This is a genomic window from Sunxiuqinia sp. sy24, from assembly GCF_052677165.1.
In genome coordinates this window covers 89,378-108,799 of sequence record NZ_JBQYLH010000012.1, presented here as the reverse complement: position 1 = coordinate 108,799, position 19,422 = coordinate 89,378, and the positions used below count along the sequence as shown (strand labels likewise).

At 43.6% G+C, this 19,422-nt stretch carries 14 protein-coding genes; 8 read left to right on the top strand and 6 right to left on the bottom strand.

All coding sequences use genetic code 11. The features are described 5' to 3' along the window. The first annotated feature begins 79 nt into the window (after positions 1-79). Complete coding sequence (gene alaS / locus ACUNWA_RS11840; RefSeq protein ID WP_445592124.1) at positions 80-2,698, top strand: alanine--tRNA ligase; 2,619 nt, start codon at positions 80-82, stop codon at positions 2,696-2,698. A gap of 223 nt (positions 2,699-2,921) precedes the next feature. Here the strand turns inward: alaS and ACUNWA_RS11835 are convergent, their stop codons facing one another. Together ACUNWA_RS11835 and ACUNWA_RS11830 are read right to left on the bottom strand one after the other, a co-directional pair. After that, the gene (locus tag ACUNWA_RS11835; protein ID WP_445592123.1) at positions 2,922-3,164 is read right to left on the bottom strand and encodes a putative signal transducing protein; all 243 of its coding nucleotides are present in this window, start codon (positions 3,162-3,164) and stop codon (positions 2,922-2,924) included. Positions 3,165-3,187: 23 nt separating this feature from the next. Further along, on the bottom strand, positions 3,188-3,400 hold the full coding sequence (locus ACUNWA_RS11830; RefSeq protein ID WP_445592122.1) for a YgaP family membrane protein: 213 nt from the start codon (positions 3,398-3,400) through the stop codon (positions 3,188-3,190). Between the two features lie 224 nt (positions 3,401-3,624). Between ACUNWA_RS11830 and ccsB the strand changes: the two genes are divergently transcribed. Continuing rightward, a complete protein-coding gene (gene ccsB, locus ACUNWA_RS11825) occupies positions 3,625-6,672 on the top strand; it encodes a c-type cytochrome biogenesis protein CcsB (protein ID WP_445592121.1) in 3,048 nt (1,015 codons plus the stop codon). A 150-nt stretch (positions 6,673-6,822) separates the two neighbouring features. Continuing rightward, a complete protein-coding gene (locus ACUNWA_RS11820) occupies positions 6,823-8,694 on the top strand; it encodes an AMP-dependent synthetase/ligase (RefSeq protein ID WP_445592120.1) in 1,872 nt (623 codons plus the stop codon). A 73-nt stretch (positions 8,695-8,767) separates the two neighbouring features. On the opposite strand, the gene ACUNWA_RS11815 is transcribed toward ACUNWA_RS11820, so the two are convergent. Beyond that, positions 8,768-9,208 carry a hypothetical protein gene (locus ACUNWA_RS11815; RefSeq protein ID WP_445592119.1) on the bottom strand — a complete coding sequence of 147 codons (441 nt, stop codon included), beginning with the start codon at positions 9,206-9,208 and terminating at the stop codon, positions 8,768-8,770. A gap of 119 nt (positions 9,209-9,327) precedes the next feature. Then, positions 9,328-10,116 carry an FkbM family methyltransferase gene (locus ACUNWA_RS11810; RefSeq protein ID WP_445592118.1) on the bottom strand — a complete coding sequence of 263 codons (789 nt, stop codon included), beginning with the start codon at positions 10,114-10,116 and terminating at the stop codon, positions 9,328-9,330. A gap of 300 nt (positions 10,117-10,416) precedes the next feature. Between ACUNWA_RS11810 and ACUNWA_RS11805 the strand changes: the two genes are divergently transcribed. Genes ACUNWA_RS11805 through ACUNWA_RS11785 form a run of 5 tightly spaced genes read left to right on the top strand, consistent with a single transcriptional unit; the run spans position 10,417 to position 16,595 of the window. Then, positions 10,417-11,187, top strand: a complete 771-nt coding sequence (locus ACUNWA_RS11805) for an ATP-binding protein (RefSeq protein ID WP_445592117.1) — start codon at positions 10,417-10,419, stop codon at positions 11,185-11,187. A gap of 1 nt (position 11,188) precedes the next feature. Further along, a complete protein-coding gene (locus tag ACUNWA_RS11800) occupies positions 11,189-12,364 on the top strand; it encodes a radical SAM/SPASM domain-containing protein (RefSeq protein WP_445592116.1) in 1,176 nt (391 codons plus the stop codon). Between the two features lie 5 nt (positions 12,365-12,369). Continuing rightward, entirely contained in the window at positions 12,370-13,938 is a 1,569-nt protein-coding gene (locus tag ACUNWA_RS11795) for a polyprenyl synthetase family protein (protein WP_445592115.1), read from the top strand. 11 nt (positions 13,939-13,949) lie between these two features. After that, a complete protein-coding gene (locus ACUNWA_RS11790) occupies positions 13,950-14,789 on the top strand; it encodes a hypothetical protein (RefSeq protein WP_445592114.1) in 840 nt (279 codons plus the stop codon). A gap of 12 nt (positions 14,790-14,801) precedes the next feature. After that, positions 14,802-16,595 (top strand): prenyltransferase/squalene oxidase repeat-containing protein, encoded by a 1,794-nt coding sequence (locus ACUNWA_RS11785; RefSeq protein ID WP_445592113.1) that lies wholly within the window; start codon positions 14,802-14,804, stop codon positions 16,593-16,595. On the opposite strand, the gene ACUNWA_RS11780 is transcribed toward ACUNWA_RS11785, so the two are convergent. Then, on the bottom strand, positions 16,592-17,695 hold the full coding sequence (locus tag ACUNWA_RS11780) for an alanine racemase (protein WP_445592112.1): 1,104 nt from the start codon (positions 17,693-17,695) through the stop codon (positions 16,592-16,594). The genes ACUNWA_RS11785 and ACUNWA_RS11780 overlap by 4 nt on opposite strands. A 360-nt stretch (positions 17,696-18,055) precedes the next feature. Continuing rightward, on the bottom strand, positions 18,056-19,333 hold the full coding sequence (locus tag ACUNWA_RS11775; RefSeq protein ID WP_445592111.1) for an adenylosuccinate synthase: 1,278 nt from the start codon (positions 19,331-19,333) through the stop codon (positions 18,056-18,058). Between the last annotated feature and the right edge of the window lie 89 nt (positions 19,334-19,422).

Below are 19,422 nucleotides of genomic sequence, written 5' to 3'. Positions count from 1 at the left end.
TGATTATTGGGTGGTTTCATTGGCGAGTGAATAGCGATACGCAAATTACAGAATCATACAACCAGAAAAAGATAGACACATGAATTCCAAAGCGATCAGGAAAGCTTTCCTGGATTTTTTTATTTCAAAGCAACATACCATAGTCGATTCGGCTCCCATGGTGGTGAAAAATGACCCTACGCTGATGTTCACCAATGCGGGAATGAATCAATTCAAAGATATATTTTTGGGTAATGAGCCTGCCAAGTCGGTGCGGGTATCAGATACACAGAAATGTTTGCGCGTTTCGGGTAAGCATAACGATTTGGAAGAAGTAGGGCACGACACCTATCACCACACCATGTTTGAGATGTTGGGAAATTGGTCGTTTGGCGATTATTTCAAAGAAGAGGCCATCAATTGGGCTTGGGAATTTCTACATGATAAAATGGGGATTCATCCTGACCGCATGTATGCTACCGTTTTTGAAGGGAGTGATGACGATAAACTTGAATTGGACGAAGAAGCCAAGCATCTTTGGTTGCAACATTTGCCCGCTCACCATGTATTGAATGGGAGTAAAAAAGATAACTTCTGGGAAATGGGCGAAACTGGCCCTTGTGGTCCTTGCTCCGAGGTTCACGTCGATTTGCGTGATGATGATGAGCGGGCGAAAATTCCCGGAGCCGAACTGGTAAACCAGGATCACCCACTGGTGATTGAGATCTGGAATCTGGTTTTTATTCAGTTTAACCGCAAAGCTGACGGGCGATTGGAAGATCTTCCAGCCAAGCATGTTGATACCGGAATGGGCTTCGAACGCTTGTGCATGGTGCTGCAAAATAAAAAGTCGAATTACGATACCGATGTTTTTCAAACCATTATTGGTACCCTGGCCGGACTGTGTGGTAAGAAATATGGCGAAAATGAGAAGGACGATATTGCCATGCGTGTGATTGCCGATCACTTGCGGGCCATTGCCTTTGCTATTGCCGATGGACAATTGCCTTCAAACAACAAGGCTGGGTATGTTATTCGCCGGATTTTACGTCGTGCGGTGCGTTATGGCTATACCTTCCTGAATTTTCGCGAAGCTTTTATTTACCGCTTGGTGGAAACACTGAAAGAAAATATGGGCGATGCCTTTCCTGAGTTGCAGGCCCAGCAGGTGCTGATTGAAAAGGTGATCAAGGAAGAAGAAGAGAGTTTTTTGCGTACCCTGGAAACCGGTATCCGCTTGTTGGATGAGGTGATGGTGAAAGCAAAAAAGGAAAGCGTATCGGAAGTTTCAGGTAAAAGTGCTTTCGAATTGTACGATACTTTTGGCTTCCCCTTGGACTTGACTGAACTTATTTTGCGTGAAAACGGATTGACGGTGAGTCGTTCTGAGTTTGATTCAGAAATGAAAAAGCAGAAAGATCGTTCGCGGAATGCGGCAGCACAGGAAACCAGTGATTGGGTCGAACTGAAGAAAATTGACGAAGTGCAATTTTTAGGCTACACCACGCTGGAGGCTGATGTTCAGATTACCCGCTACCGCAAAGTGAAGCAAAAAGATAAGCAATTTTATCACCTGGTTTTTGATCAAACACCGTTTTACGGTGAGTCGGGCGGCCAGGTAGGTGATACGGGCTACATTGAAGCCAATGGAGCTAAAATAAGCATCATCGATACTCAGAAAGAAAATAACCTCATTGTGCATATCGCTAAGGAATTGCCGGCTGATCCATCAGCTGCATTCCGGGCTGTGGTAAGCAATCAGAAACGAAAATTAACAGCCAATAACCACACGGCGACTCACTTGCTCGACCAGGCCTTGCGCGAAGTGCTGGGAACGCATGTGGAACAAAAAGGTTCGTTGGTGAATGCCGATTACCTGCGGTTTGACTTTGCCCATTTTCAGAAAGTTTCCAAAGAAGAAATGGAACAGATTCAGGCTCGGGTGAATGAGTTGATTCGCCAGAACTTTAAGCAGGAAGAGAAACATGATGTGCCCTTTGCTGAAGCGCAGGAAATGGGAGCGATTGCTTTGTTTGGTGAAAAGTATGGCGACAATGTACGGGTGATTAAGTTTGGCGATTCGGTGGAGCTGTGTGGTGGAACCCACGTTTCGGCAACAGGCCAGATCGGTTCTTTTGTGATTATTTCAGAAAGTGCTATTTCGGCAGGTGTTCGACGCATTGAAGCTATCACAGCCGATAAAGCTGAGGCATTTATCAACAAAAATATGAGTGAGTTGCATGAAGTTCGCGGTTTGTTTAATAATACCAAAAACCTGAAAAAATCGGTTGAAGATTTGCAGGATGAAAATGTGAAGCTGAGAAAGCAGCTGGAAGCATTCGAAAAGCAAGCTGCCGCCGGAGTGAAAGATGAACTGAAAAAGAAAGTAACTCAGATTGATGGAGTGAATGTGATTGCCGAAAAGGTGGCATTGGATTCTCCTCAGGCTATAAAAGATTTGGCTTTCCAGTTGAAAGGGGAGGTCGATAACTTGTTCCTGGTACTGGGCGCTGAAATCGATGGTAAACCGAGCTTAAGCATCATGATTGCCGATTCGCTGGTGAAAGAAAAAGGCCTGAATGCTGGTCAGATTATTCGCGAAGCAGCCAAGGAGATGAAAGGTGGTGGCGGTGGCCAGCCATTTTATGCTACGGCTGGAGGAAAAGATGTGGCCGGAATTGAGGCTGCCATTGCCAAAGCAAAATCATTTGTTGGATAAGACTGTTCAATCAATATTAATAGATTCGAAAGGTTTCACTTGACTTGTTAGGTGGAACCTTTTTTATTGCAGATGAGTTTCCTTTGGTTCAAGTGAAAAACTCACACCGAATCGTCACGTGTTTTTCGGAAACAAATCAACCACTGAGTTTTAGACAGCAATTGGGGAAATCCTACCTGTACTTTTCAATCGAGAGGATGCTTTTTTTCTGCAAACAGATATTTTAACTTGAATAATGAAACTCCTTAATCAGTTGTCGTGCTTTTGCTTCATCCTCTTTGTTGATGATGATTTCGACGGGTTCAAAGCCACCAGCCGATACTTGCCAGGGAGCAATGCTCCCCATTAGTTGATTGCTGATGAGTGTTTCAATACCCTGATTGTTCAGCAGCTGGTTAACCATTTCAGCATCCATCGTTTTGCCGGTATAAATAACCACTGTTTCGTGGTCCGGTGTGCGCATCATGATTTTTGTTTTTGTAAGCCAAGCTAGAGTTCATCCGATTTTTCGCACGTGTTCATGCCCAAAATAGGATATAGAGGGCAAAAGCTCACGACGCTGGTTAATAAAAATACGCAAGCCAGAATTAACAGAATAATTCCCAGAGTTCCAGTAATCACATTGGCAAAATAAAGAATCGCAATTACGACTGCAACAACGGAGCGAATCACGCGATCAGTCATTCCCATGTTTTTTTTCATCTGATTCTAATTTATAAGTTGAAGTTAGTCTCTTGTACACGAAGAAATGGTTTAGGGTTTCATATCGTCCTTCGTTTTTGGGAGTATTTGCTTTTTGCTTTTCGAGGGAATGTTAAACTAATAATCTCAATAAGTGTTAATGTGGTAGCTATTTAAAGAAAAGCATTTTTTTACTCAGCCTAAAAATTATACTTTACACTTCTTTTAATAAAAGACACTTTCTAATGAAGAGAATCTATCACTTTCTGGTTTCCACTGCTTTTATGGGGTTTTTGTTGTTAATTATGGCTTTTTCAATGGCCATTGCTACGTTTATTGAAAGTAGTTACGGCACCCCGGCAGCCAAAGCCTTGGTTTACAATACACATTGGTTTGAACTTGTTTTTTTACTGCTAGGTATAAGTTTGATCCATAATTTCATTAAGTATCGGCAATACACCATCAAGAAACTGACGATTGGCCTTTTTCACTTGTCGTTTATACTGATAGTGATTGGAGCTGGCATTACCCGTTACATCAGTTTTGAAGGAATGATGCATATTCGTGAGGGATCCTCAGCCGACTATATCGTTTCAACCGATTCGTATTTTACCGTTGAAACTGATCAGCAGAAGTTATCAGATAAAGTTCTATTTTCAGAATTGAGTGCAAAGGAGTTTAATGAGAAACTGACCATCGAAGGGCAATCGGTTCGTGTGAAAACGGTTGGTTTTGTGAAAGATGCTGCACGCACACCTATTGAAAGTCAGTCAGGTGATCCGATGGTTGATTTTGTGATTTCGGCAGGTCAAGGGATGGAGAGTTTCACCTTTGGCAAAGGTCAACAGGTCAATCTGGGACCAGCGACTGTTGGTTTCGAAGGTCAAGCCGATGTGCGTTTTGAGCAAGAAGGTTCGCAATTGTACGTTGTTGCTGATCGCGATATGGAAATTCGGTCGATGGCAGGCGGGGAGCCGGAGCGGGTGCCAGCCGGAACGCGTTCCGAAGTTAAATTGATGCATTTGTATGCCTTTGATGGCTATCTGGTGTTGGTGAAAAAATTCTATGAAAACGCCAGTTTGCGTGTCAGTAAATCAGCTTCAGGAGATACCGGTGAAGATGCTGTGATTGTTGAAATATCGGACGGTGACCGGCAGGCGGTAGTTAATGTTTTCGGTCGTGCTGGTCAACTCGGAGATCCGGTGACATATATGGTAGGCAATACGCCGGTAAAATTAACTTATGGGTCGCAGCCCGTTAAACTGCCTTTTCGTTTGAAGTTAAAGGATTTTCAACTGGAACGGTATATTGGCTCTGAAAGTCCTTCGTCTTTTGCCAGCGAAATTCAATTGATTGATGACGAGCGTAATGTTCAGCGCGATGTTCGCATATTTATGAATAATACCTTGAAATACCGCGGATTCCGGTTTTATCAATCATCTTATGATCAGGATGAGTTAGGAACGGTGTTATCGGTTAATAAAGATTTCTGGGGAACTTTCGTTACGTATGTGGGCTACTTCTTATTGACGCTTGGGATGATTTTATCGCTTCTGAATAAAAATTCGTATTTCCAGTTTTTAGTGCGTCACCTGAAACAATCAAGCAAAACCAAATTTGCGGTTTTATTGTTGGCCCTTCTGGTGATAGGACAGACCGGAAATGCCCAGAGTACAGCTGGTATTCCTCGTTTGGACAAAGAGTTGGTTAGCGATTTTTCGGAATTGTGGGTGCATGGACACGATGGGCGGATTGAACCCATGTCGACTTTGTCCAGTGAGATTTTGCGTAAGCTAAGTCGGAAATCATCACTCAACGGTATGTCTTCCGACGAAGTGGTGTTGAGCATGAATCTGTATCCCGCGCTGTGGCGTTCCATTCCATTTATCAAGATTGACAAGGAAATTGCGTCCTCTATTGGTGTTCGCGAGAAATATGCCCGAATTACAGATTTGTTTGACCTGGATGGGAATTACCGGATTACCGAACAGGTGAAAGCTGCTTTTGCCAAAGCACCGGCTTTTCGGAATAAGTTGGATAAAGAATATATTTTTCTGGACGAGCGAATTAATATCAGCTTTATGGTGTTTAAAGGTGATTTGCTGACCTTCTTTCCTCCGGCCAATCAAACCGACGCATGGTGGTCCGTTGGAAGTAAGCCTACTGGCTACCCGACTAACGACTCGCTTTTTGTCAATCGAAGCTTCAACTTGTTGGCTGGTGGAATCGATTCGAATGGCGATATTCAGCCCCGGCAAATTATGGCTACCATTGCTGCTTTTCAACAAAAATTTGGAGCTGACATTTTGCCTTCAGAGCAAAAGAAATCGGCTGAAATGCTATACAACGAATACCAACCATTTAAACGAGTTTTTCCCTGGTATTTGTTAACCGGGTTTATCCTGCTAGCTATTTTGTTTGTGAATATCTTCCGACAAAAACCAATACATCGAGTGACCCGAATAACCTTTAGTGGGCTCATCTTTATTGGATTTTTAGTACACACTTTGGGCTTGATTATTCGTTGGTACATTTCGGGGCGTGCTCCCTGGAGTAATGGTTACGAATCGATGATTTACGTTGCCTGGGCAGCTATGTTGGCCGGAATCATCTTTGGACGAAAGTACCCGATGGTGCTTGGCACCGCAGCTATTTTGTCCGGAATTACCCTGTTTGTCGCTCACCTCAATTGGATGAATCCGGAAATTACGCCGCTGGTTCCCGTGTTGAAATCCTACTGGTTAATGATTCATGTGTCGATCATTACAGCAAGCTATGGCTTCATTGGTTTAAGTGCTTTTCTGGGGTTGCTGGTGTTGGTGTTGTATGCCCTAATGACGAAGAACAATCATATGAATGTCGATTACTTTATCGATCAGCTGACCACAATCAGTGAGCTTTCGGCAACCATTGGTTTATACATGCTTACGATAGGAACCTTTCTGGGAGGAGTTTGGGCCAATGAAAGCTGGGGACGCTATTGGGGCTGGGATCCTAAAGAAACCTGGGCTTTAATTACAGCTGTCATCTATGCTTTTATCGTCCATATGCGCTTGATTCCATCGCTAAGAGGACGCTACAACTATAACCTGGCAACCGTCATTGGTTTTACTTCGGTGTTGATGACTTATTTTGGTGTCAACTATTTTTTGTCAGGACTGCACTCTTATGGAAAAGGTTCAGCCGATGGAATTCATTGGGCTGTTTATATCTCCATTGGATTGATAACCATCTTAGCGGTGTGGTCTTACGCCAAGTATAAGAAATACGAAGAAGTAGGAGAATTGAATTAGATGTTTAATCGTTAGGTAGCCAGCGTCTTGTGTTTGTGTGTTTTTTTAATGTAGGAATATTCTTTTTCAGAATAGATTTATATCAATTTGCTTAAATCGTTGAAATGTTAACTTTGTTTGGTTGACTAGGTTTTAACTAAACAAAGAAACATGGGAAATATGGTGAAGAGGACGTTTGATATCCTTGCTTGGTGTGAGATAAACTATCCTCGTGAAGATGCTCTTGGAGGAAAAGCCAATGGAAAATGGTACACTTACTCGACTTCAGAATATAAGGTAAAGTCGCATCAGTTGGCCATGGGGATGCTGGCTCTGGGACTTCAAAAAGGAGATAAAGTTGCTACGGTAACGACCAACCGGCCGGAATGGAATTTTGTGGATATGGGGTTAGCGATGGCAGGGTTGGTTCATGTCCCCATTTATCCCACCATTGGCGATGATGAATATCGATATATCCTGGAGCATGCCGATGTACACTATGTGATTGTAGGCGACTCTAAACTTTTTGAGAAAATCAGTGCAGTGGCGGCAGAAATTCCCGGAATTAAAGGAATTTATGCATTTGAAGATTTTGAAGGCTGCCCGCATTTTAGAGAGATAATGGAACTGGGAGAAAGCAAGCAAACCGAATGGGGTTCGCGGTTAGAGCAAATTAAAGCATCAATTTCTGCCGATGATTTGGCAACCATCATTTATACTTCAGGCACCACGGGGGTTCCCAAAGGTGTCATGCTTACACAGGAAAACTTGGTGTCCAATTTTACAACTCATGCCAAGATGCATGATTTGGGCAAAGATCACCGGGTTATTAGTTTTCTTCCACTTTGCCATGTGTATGAGCGAAGTGTAAACTATCACTTTCAGTATAAAGGAATGGGCGTTTATTACGTCGGGAATCTGGGGCAAATTGTGCCGGCGATAAAAGAAATAAAGCCACACATGTTTAATTCTGTTCCGCGCTTGCTGGAGCGCGTTTATGACGGTTTTATATCGAAAGGGAAAGAGCTTACCGGCATTAAGAAAGGCATTTATTTTTGGGCAATTAGCTTAACCCGCCATTTCGAATACAACAGAAAATATAACCTGTCTCTCCGGATGAGAATACGAATAGCGGACAAGTTGGTATACTCTAAATGGCGCGAAGCTTTAGGTAACAACATTGTGTATGTAGTGTCGGGCGGCGCGGCTTTGCAACCTCGGATTGCAAGGGTTTTGGGTATGGCCGGAATGTATACCTTAGAAGGCTACGGATTGACCGAAACATCCCCGGTAATTGCGGTCAACAATCCGGCATTGGGGCAAATGAAGGTGGGAACCGTCGGCCCTGTGCTTGAGAATGTAGAAGTGCGGATTGCTGATGATGGTGAGATTCTTTGCAAAGGACCAACGGTGATGAAAGGCTACTATAAAGCTCCGGAGCTAACAGCTGAAGTGATTGATGAAGATGGTTGGTTTCATACTGGCGATATTGGTGTGCTGGAGGAAGGCAAGTACCTGAAAATTACAGATCGCAAAAAAGAGATGTTCAAGATGTCTGGAGGGAAGTACATTGCTCCGCAGATGATTGAAAATAAGCTGAAAGAATCTTTTTTTATTGAGCAGGCTATGGTGATTGGTGAAAATGAAAAGTTTGCCAGTGCGCTGATATCTCCTAATTTTGAATATTTGCACGACTGGTGCTCGCAGCACAAGATTCATTTTCGTGACAATGAAGAGCTGGTACAAAAGAAAGAGGTTAATACTCAGTTTTTCAAGGAAGTGACTGCCATCAATAAGACCTTGGGGCAGCATGAAGAAATCAAGCGTTTTCGCTTGGTTTGTGAAGAATGGACACCTCAAACAGGCGATCTTTCGCCTACCTTAAAGCTGAAGCGCAATTTTGTTACCAAAAAGTATCAACACATTATTGATGCTATTTATGCCACGAAGACAACCAATGGGGGGAATGGATTAAAACTGCCGAAAGTGAAAGTCAATCTCCGGTTTGATATGAATGAATTATTGAAGAAGTTCAAGCTTTAATATACAACAAGAGGCTGTGCTCTTTCGAGACAGCCTCTTGTCGATTGTTTCTCTGTGAATTTGAATCAAGAGGTTAAACGATGACTCTGCTCCAAGGAATAGCTGCCAGCATAATGATATAGGCAATTCCGAAGAAGATGAGTGAGATACCGAATTTTTTCCGTGGTTGCACTGCTTTTTTAGACTTGCTGCGACCGATATGAACCAAGACAACGGCAATCAACATCATCAGGAAATGCTCGACAGCGTAAAAGCGTAAATCAGCGTTTTTCATAGCAGCACCAAAATTCTGGAATGCAGCGTTAGTAATAGGGCTTAAAAAAAAGTAAAGTACCAGTCCGGTCAGTAATTGAAGATCCATGGCGGCTGTAAAGATGATTCCCAAAATATTGTCTGACTTTTTCCAGCTTTTCTGGCTAAACCAACCCATGAAATACTTGAGCAGGGTGACTAACGCAACCAATAAAATTAACCACCGTAACGTATTATGCAGATGTAAAAATCCAGTGTACATAGTTTCAGTTTTAAATTATTCTCCTAAAACGTTTTCCCGGCCTTTTGGTTGAAAATATTTTGTTGAATCGGAGGATTTCGACCGAATGCCTGGGAAGCCGACTAAATTTAGTTTTCAGCTTATGAATGAATGTGCTTGCTAAGGCATTCGTTGAGGTTTTCAGTGTGAACGAAAAAGATGTCCTGTGATTCCTGTTCCTTAGCCGGTCTTAACTCTCCGTTTAGTAGGATAAAGGCTTTAAATCCTCTGGCTCTGAAAAAGTCAAGCATTTTTTTACGGTTGGTTCCTCCACTTTCAACCAAGAGCGTTGGTTTAAACCGATTGATCAACGCCTCCATCTCGGGTAGAACAACGGTTTCAAATCCTTCAATGTCGCATTTGATAAAATTGAGTTGGTCCAAATTTGCGAACAATTCACTTCCGCGTCTCATCTCGGCCTCCGAAATAATGTCAGTTCCGTCAGCAGCAATACTGGATTTGTCGATTACAAAATGGGACCCAGATCCCACATAACCTTTTTTTACACGGGTGTTGTTTCCCAATTGAATACCTTTGTTTTCTTCGCCTAAGGCAAACGGATAAATCAGTACGTTTTTTCGGCGTTTGGTGTTCTTTTGAAGAACATGACGAACGGGCGCTACCGGTTCTACGGAATGCACCTGCCCTTGCTTGCCTACCAGCTTTGAAAAACAAACCGTTAGGTAGCCCAAGTTGGCACCAATGTCAATCACCACATCGCCATGGTGAACGAATTTATTCAAAAAGTAAGGATATTCAAACGATTTGCTGAGTTTTAATAAACCGGTGTTGAAGGTGAAGAAATACGCTTTGCTTAGTACGAAAAGGTAATTTTCAAACGAGAGTGACCGGTAGAGTACGGTCCGGATAAAAACGCCAATTTTTTTCATTGGTTGGGTTGATTCAGATTTTTTTTGCAATAGCGGCGGGATAACTCGATTTTTATGCCACCTACATTGCAAATATAGTATTTCCTTTTGCTTTATTGCTTGTCGCGTGCTTCCCTTGTGGGGCATGGCATTACTTTTTTTTGAGTCTGAGTGCCTCTAAAAAAGAAGGTATTTCCGAGTTCTTTAGATTATTTAAGTTCCTTTTTTGTAAAAACTTGTTAATGCTGTTGTAGAAGTTTGTGATTGATTTCCCAATTGAGTGGATTTTAATTTATTTAGCTAACTAAATGTACAGGCAGCATGATTCAAACTACGTGTATTCTCTTTTGTCGATGTGGAGCTGGTGTAATTTCTTCGGAAAAGGTCGACCAATTGGCTGCGGCTTTTCATCAATTGGACGCCAATGTGTATGAGCTAAGTGACTTGTGTGCTCTTGCGGTTCACGAAAAAGATGTATTGGAGGCGATTGCAAATAGATACACATGCAAAATTATTGTTGCGTGCTATCCTCGTGCAGTTAAAAATATGTTTCGACAGGTTGCCGTTGAACTGGACGATTTTGAGGTGTTGAATTTTAAGGTACTCGCAGCAGATCAAATTTTGGATAAGTTGAAAAAGGACTATCAACTAGTGGAAGGTAAAGCGCGCTATCAAATCCAACTTAGTGAGTTGAAGGTGCCAGCTTGGTTTCCGGTGATCGATGAATCGCTTTGTACGCTTTGTGGACAATGTGCACGTTTTTGTCTGTTTGGGGTGTATGCCTACAACAAAAAAAGCCTGACGGTGGTCAATCCACTGGCTTGCAAAAATAATTGTCCGGCCTGTGGCCGAACCTGTCCTGCATCGGCCATTATGTTTCCACGGCTGGCCGAAAAATCGGTGTTGGCAGGTGCCGATCCGGCTCAAAAGGGCGAAGTTTCATCGGGGGAAAAGGAGGGCTTGTTTGTTCTGCTGAATGAACGCAACCAGCGGCGAAAGTCGATTTTTAAGCAGGGTGTGGTGCGGTTGGCAGAAGAAGAGCGCCGAAAGGCATTGCAAGAGTTTAAAAAAGGGATTGAAAAAGGGAAATAGCATGCTGAAACAACTATTGTTTAAGACGGATAAAAAGTGTCTGTATAAGTTTGTTTACAACCTTGGAATTAAAGGAACACTGAGCTTTAATCGTTTTCAGAAACGACTGAAAAAGGGCACGTTTTTCCCTGCGTTTCATTTTATTTCGGTGACTGATGATTGCAACCTGAATTGTCAGGGATGTTGGGTGACGGGTAAAAAGAAAAACAGCCGTCTGACAGCTGAGCAAGTTGATAAGATCATAACAGAAACTAAAGCACAGGGTTCTTATTTCTTTGGAATTCTGGGCGGCGAACCTTTGCTGTATAAACCGCTTTTCAATATCTTCAAAAAACATAGCGATTGCTATTTTCAGCTGTTTACCAATGGCACCTTGTTGTCGCCAGAAGTGGCGGAGAAGTTGAGGCAGTGTGCCAACGTTTCGCCCTTGATTAGTTTTGAGGGTGATGAAGAAGTGGCTGATGTGCGTCGAGGTGGTGAGCATGTTTATCAGCGCACCCAACAGGCTATTGACGACGCAACCGGAGCAGGACTCGTTACCGGCGTGGCTATGAGTGTTTGCAAATCCAATCTGGATTTGGCACTATCACCTGATTTTATTCAATCGCTGATCAAAAAAGGGGTCACTTACCTCTGGTATTATATTTTTCGGCCGGTTGGCGAAAATGCCTCTGCCACCTTATGTCTTAGCCAGGACGAGATACAACAGCTTCGACAACACATGGTTGAAGCGCGCACCAAATACAAATTGGTTATTATTGATGCCTATTGGGATGGCGAAGGACGCGGATTGTGTCCGGCAGCTTCGGGCTTAAGCCATCATATCAATGCATCGGGTTATGTTGAGCCTTGTCCTGTTATTCAGTTTGCTACGGACAAGGTTGGCGAAAAACCGTTGGCTGAGATTTATCGCTCGTCTGGCTTTTTGAAGGAGTTGAAGCTGGAGATTCCGAAGAAAACTTCGGGCTGTATCATCATGGAGGACCCGCAATGGCTGGTTGATTATGCGGAGAAGCATGGTGCGGAAGATACTTCGGGGAGAGGTAATGAGGCCGAACGATTACGCGCGATGGAGCAAGTGTGTAGTCATGGTTCGGGGAAACCCATTCCGGAAAAAAACTGGGTGTATCGATTTGCTAAAAAACGTGCCTTCTTTGGATTGGGCGCATACGGATAAGAAGGATGATCAAAACACAACGACGATTAAAAGTGCCTACAGACGTTAAGCTGCGGAGTGCGCTTCGAAAGGAAGCGACCCGGCTGATTGCGCAGAAAAATATTCTGCCGCCAGCTGATTTTGACCGCCTGCAAGAGCTAGCACAAGAAGTTATTCAGCAACTTGGTATCGATGAGAATTACCTCGATTTTACCATTGTGCTTTGTGGTAATGAAATTTGGCGTGAAGTGGTGGCTGCGACTCCTTTCGAGCGTCGTTTGCTTTTGTTGCCACAATGTTTGAAAAACACACAAAGTTGCCAAGGCGAAGTGGATTCGTTGGGGTTGATTTGTGCCGGATGCAAAGGTTGCCAGATTGATTCGGTGCTGAATAAAGCGGAAGCTTTGGGCTACACCACGCTTGTTGCCGAAGGAACAACAGTGGCTGTTGGCTTGGTTGAGGAAGGCGCCATCGATGCCGTGATAGGAGTGAGCTGCATGCCGGTGTTGCAGCGATCGTTTGAGCCGGTTTCGCGGGCTGCAGTGCCTGTGTTGGGCTTGCCGCTGTTATTTGATGGTTGCGAAAATACCAATGTCGATTACGGTTGGTTGTTTGAAGAAATGCACCGCTTGAAGCCGAATCCTGAAAAGCAGCCTCTGTCGGTTTCCTTGCTGAAAGACCAGGTTGCTGATTATTTTACGGACTTCACCCTGCAGGAATTTTTTCTGGCCAATGATGCGACGGAAAAACTGGCGAAACAAGTGCTGGTCATGGGTGGACAGCGCATCCGACCTTTATTGACAGTCTTGGCATACCGGTCTTATGCGAACGAGTTTCAGGAAGGTGTTCAAGCCAAGATGGCCATCATCATTGAGTGCTTTCATAAGGCATCACTTATTCATGATGACATTGAAGATGATGATGATTTTCGGTATGATCAGGAAACCTTGCATAAAACACATGGAATTCCCCTGGCGATTAACGTTGGCGATTATCTGATAGGGAAAGGTTATCAATTGTTGGCTGATCTTCCAATCGAACCTGCTATTCTGGCTGAGTCCTTGCGCGTGGTGGCTTCTTCTCATTTGAACCTGGCTACCGGGCAGGGAGCTGATTTGATGCTGGGACAGCATCGGCAAGCGATGACGATAGATGAAGTTTTAAAGATATTCACTCAGAAAACCGGTGAAGCTGTAAAAGTAGCCTTGTTGTTTGGGGCGATCAATGGTGGAGCACCTGCTGATGAACTCAGGCGTTTGCAGATTTTTTCCGACTGGTTTGGTATAGCCTATCAGATTCGCGATGATTTGCATGAATTTCGCGATGAACAGCATCAGGAACAGGTTGATCATTTCCCCTTTTTACTGGCCTTGCTGAATGAACGCTTCATTGAAAACGGAAAACAAGAGCGGCTGGCGGAGTTGGAGCAGACGAATTTCAGCCAATTGCGCCGCGTAATTATCGATGAACAGATTGATGAATACGCTGAAGCTTTCTTGAACTTGTATGTTGACAAGTGTTATGGAGAACTGGATCAACTTCAGAATTTGAAACTGAAATTAAGTCTATATGGAGTAATGGGGAAAATTTTCTGATTACCTGAAGCATGAGTCCCTCCCTAAATTATATACCGATCTACCAACAATTAATCAAACACGTGCAAGCTGGATTGAGCTTGCTTGATGCGGATAGCCAAAAGGAAATTAGCCTGTTTGTTTCGGATCAGCAGCATGCGAGTGGTGCTTTTATGGATCGTGGTGAGCGCCCGGATTTGTATTATTCGCTTTTTGGTTATTGGCTGACTTCGGCTATGAATAAGACAGATGAGCTGGAGCGGTTGAAAGACTTTGTCCGGAATCGGAAGGAAGAGCAAAGTTCTGTTGACCGTTTTGCCTTGATGCTGATTCAACAAGGCTTGTGTCAGAAAAAAATAAATAGTATCGCTTTGCTTAAGGAGCTTGTGAATGGAGATCATGCGATAAATTTCTCGTATCAACTTTTTTTATTTCTGCTGCTTTTTGATGCTCGTTATGGGACAAATCCCAGGATGGCTGCCATCCTTCGAATGTTGTTGCGGGTTTATAAATCACCGGCAAGTGTGCCATGCAGCTTGATTGCTGCATTAGCCGTAGCCCGGCATGAAGTAGGATTGCCGGTGGCTAAAATGCAACGGCAATTGCTGACTTACTTTGAAGATGGAATTGGTTTTCGAGCATTTGAGCAGTTGAGAACCGGTGATCTCTTATCGATGGGCGTGACTTTGTTCGCTTTGCATAAAACCGGATTTGATTGTCGGCTGATGGCCCCGACTTGCTTTAATTTTATTCAGCATAATTTCGAGCGTGGTGCCTTTTTATCGGGCGATGGCGATGAAACCCGGGATGTGGAATACACTTTTTATGGCTTACTGGCTTTGGGCTGTTTAAATAACGATGAACCGGATTAAACATGGATGAACATGATAAGAGATGATTTGCAAAAGCGTTTTGAGGAACTGTCAGGTATTTTGCTGGAGGAGATGAATCCGGAAGGTTACTGGACGGGCGAACTATCGTCCAGCGCTCTGGGAGTGGCGGTTGCTATTGCGGCACTTCACTTCCACGACAAGGAAGCCAATCAAGCCCAAATACAAAAAGGATTGAGCTGGTTGCACTGTCATGTAAATGTCGATGGGAGTTTTGGTGATACGCCTGAAAGTCCGGGCAATATGAGTACAAGTCTGCTAGTTTATGCTGCCACCAGCCTGTATGTCAGCACGAATCAGGCGACAGCCGCTTTGCAGACTAAAATATCATGCTATTTGGCTGGTCAGGGCATTGATGTGCACGCGCCTCAGGTTGCCGAGGCCATTCTTAGTCATTACCAAAAAGATTATACGTTTTCTGTTCCAATTCTTACCATGTGTGGCTTGTGTGGAGTGCCTGGCAAAGAGGCTTTTCGGCATATTCCGCAGTTGCCTTTTGAGCTTTCGTTGTTACCCCGTAGTTTTTACCGAATGCTTAATTTAAGTGTGGTAAGCTATGCAATTCCTGCGCTTATTGCAGTGGGAATTGTGGTTTTCAAAAAGAAGAAATCGAGCGCTTTTGGGCGTTCGCTGAGAAGTTGGTCCATCAATCCAGCCTTGGACTTATTGCAAAAATTGATGCCATCCAGTGGCGGGTTTTTGGAAGCTATACCTTTGACTGCCTTTGTGTGTTTAAGTTTGATTGAAGCCGGATACAAAGATCGGGAGGTTGTTGATGGAGGAATTCAATTTCTAAAACGAACCCAGCGCGAAGATGGCAGCTGGCCGATTGATATTAATTTGTCGACTTGGGTAACCACTTTGTCTGTAAAAGCACTTCGAAACCTAAAAAATGAGGTGCTAAGACCGGAAGTGCAAATGCAGTTAGCCAATCATCTGAAGCGTGTTCAGAATCTAGCTATTCATCCCTTTAATGGGAGTCGGCCCGGAGGTTGGGGGTGGACCAATTACAGTGGTGCGGTTCCCGATGGTGACGATACTCCGGGTGCTATTTTAGCGCTTCTTCAACTTCAAGATAGAGAGGACGTTAAAAAGCAGGTATTGGAAGGATGCGACTGGCTGCTGCAACTTCAAAATAAGGATGGCGGATTTCCGACTTTTTCCAGGGGCTGGGGGAAGTTGCCGTTTGATCAGAGCTGTGCGGACTTGACCGGCCATGGTCTGCTTGCTTTGTCGGCCTGCGTTGATGCTTTTGAAGGGGAACTGGATCGGCCTCAGTTGAAACGTTATCGACGTGCCTTTAATCGCTCTTTGAGTTATTTGCAGAATCATCAGCGCTCGGATGGTAGTTGGTTGCCTCTCTGGTTTGGGAACCAGCAAACGGTGGATCATTCCAACCCAGTTTATGGGACGGCCAAGGTTTTGACTTATCTAAAGGATGCTGCCGCACATGGCTGGATGGCTGGATCGATTCAACAGCAGTTGCAGGATATGATTGGACCAGGTGAGCAGTTTTTAGTTTCGGTTCAGAATTCTGATGGCAGCTGGGGAGGAGCGAAGGGAATTGCCGGCTCGATGGAGGAAACGGCTTTGGCTGTTTCTGCTCTTTCTGGTGGGAAAGCGAACGCAGCCACTGATGCAGGATTAGGGTGGTTGGACCACTATTACCAGCATCATGGCTTGAAAGCTTCACCCATTGGGCTATATTTTGCCTCGCTTTGGTACGATGAAAAGTTGTATCCGCTAACAGCCTATCTTGAAGCTCTGGGCAGAATGCAGGGTGCTTAGTTATCCGTTTTTGTAATCAGCGATATGTGCTCTCCATCAGTCGTGTAGTAACTACCCATCAGATTAACGGTCAGACAGCTATGTACTGGGATAATTTCGACCAGGTCGCCCACATTGATCAGATGGAAATCCTTGTACGTTAATTTTAGAATGCCACTTTCCTGCGACATATCACAGAGGTAGTTTTTCTCGTCCAACAGAATCTTTTCTTTGTTTTTTCGAATCACAATTTGTCCGTAAAGACTTTTTCCGTCAATATTGATTATCGAGTCTTTGGAGATGTGAATGGCACCTCCGTAGATGGTGATTTCGTTGCGGGAGCCATGCTTGGCGATTACCGGACAAACCAGCCGAATGGCAATATCTTCAAAATAGCAGCTTCCCAGTTTGAGTTGCATGAGGTCGTAAAACACAAAGTTTCCGGGCCGAATTTCATCCACTCCGTCAAAGTTATCACAAATACTTTCGGATGGTGTGTCGCCCATGGATACGATTAGGTCGGGCCATTCTTTTTTATACCTGCTTTTAAGTGAGCGCATTTTAAGCAGAGCGTCAAAGTGGAAGTTGTAAATTTCATGCCTGGTTTTGGCTTTGTAGGTATGCCCGGCGTGGGTCAGAAAACCTTTAAACTCGAGTGCTGGTGTTTGTTTAATAATATCCAGCAAAGCATCTATCTGGTTGGTTTTACTGGCCATGATTCCGGTTCGGTTGTGGCCCGTATCGATTTCAATAAATAGACCTACCGGCGATTTCGTAAACTTAGCGAGCTGGACTAAAATGTCTTTGTTCTCGACGATTAAGTTGAGTTTTATTTTTTTTGCCAGCGAATTGATTTGGTTGATTTCCAGAATATTTACCGGCACGGCAATGGTGATGTCATCCCATCCGTATTGGGCAAAATAGGTGGCCATTTGAACCGATGACACGGTGATGGCGGTTACACCATAATGACGGAACCATTCTCCCACCACAGCCGATTGATGGGTTTTAAAATGTGGTCTGAAAAGCAGATTTTTGGCTTTCGCTTTTTCAGCCATTCGATCAATATTTCGTAAACAAACCTCTTTATCAAGGATTAAGGTCGGGCGCACAATGTTCATAAACGTTCATTCATTTTTGATTTCAGTAAACTGCTATCCAAAACTTTTCTTTCTCAGAAAAATTTTTGAACGTCCCCTTTGCAAAACCGTTTCGGTTTTACTTCTTCTCTTTATTAAATCGCAATGACTTATTCTTTGCAGATTGACCCTTTGACCCCATTTTTGTTCAAAAAAACTGGCCATTTCACACACTAAAAAATACCAGAGGAGAATGCATTTACAAATGGATTCGCGGGTGTTGTAGAATTAAGTCCGTTAAAAGTAATATTTTAATGGAACTTTCGAAAGAAATTGAACTGTTTTTAAATGAAAAAGAGCCCTAAAAAAGGGCTCTTTTGAGAGTATTGTAATTTGAAGTTGTTATTCTTTTCCGGTGTGAATGGTCTGTGCTCGGTTAGGACCTACCGATGTGATGGTAATTGGAATTCCGGTTTCGTCTTCGATGAAGTTGATATAGCTGTTTAACTCTTCTGGAAACTCATTAGGATGGGTTAGTTGAGTTAAATCAGTTTTCCAGCCTGGAAGTTCAACGTAAATTGGTTTTACCTGGTCGTCCAGTTCAAAGGGGAATTTGTCGACAACCTCGCCATCAATTTCGTACCCAACACAAACTTTAATAGTGTTAAAGTCGTCCAGAACATCGCCTTTCATCATGAAAAGTTCAGTTACTCCGTTAATCATGATCGAGTACTTCAGTGCAACCAAGTCTAACCAGCCGCAACGCCTTGGACGGCCCGTTGTTGATCCGTATTCATTGCCAGCATCGCGTAATTTTTGCCCGGTTTCGCAGTGTAGTTCCGTTGGGAATGGTCCCATACCAACACGGGTGCAGTAAGCTTTAAAGATTCCGAAAACTTTGCCAATCTTTTGCGGTGCGATTCCCAGGCCTGTGCAGGCTCCGGCGCAGATCGTATTCGATGAGGTTACAAAGGGGTAGGAGCCAAAATCAATGTCAAGCAATGTTCCTTGTGCACCTTCAGCTAATACCGATTTGTCATCCAGCAACAGGTCATTGACCATGTGCTCACTATCAACAAAGGTAAATTCTTTTAAAATCTCAATGGCTTCAAACCATTCCTTTTCAACTTGGGCAAGGAGTTCCTTGTAATCAAATTGAAAGAACTTTTCGAGCATGTCCTTATGGGCATTGGTTCGCTGAGCGTATTTTTCATCGAAGTTTTCGCCCAAGTCGCCAACACGAAGGCCATCACGACCAATTTTATCTTTATAAGTGGGGCCAATACCTTTCAAGGTAGAGCCGATTTTTGTATCACCTTTGGCTGCTTCCGAAGCGGCGTCAAGCAATTTGTGTGTTGGTAAAATGAGGTGGGCTTTTTTTGAGATGTAAAGGTTTTTGTGCAAGTCCAGCCCATGTTTTTTCAAAGAGTCAATTTCTTTTTTGAAAACCAAGGGGTCGAGCACAACGCCGTTTCCGATGAGGTTAACTTTGTTCTCGTGAAAGATTCCCGACGGGATGGAGTGTAGTACTTGTTTGAAGTCGTTGATTTCTAGGGTGTGCCCGGCGTTGGGGCCGCCTTGAAACCTAGATATGGCATCATATTTTGGAGTTAAGACGTCAACAATCTTTCCTTTTCCTTCGTCTCCCCATTGGAGACCTAAAATTACATCTACTTTCATTCTATTTGGATTACAATTTTTCAAGCATAATTAAACCGCAGAAATTAAGTCTTTCATTCCGAAAGGGTTCTGCGGTGCCAAATTGTTTA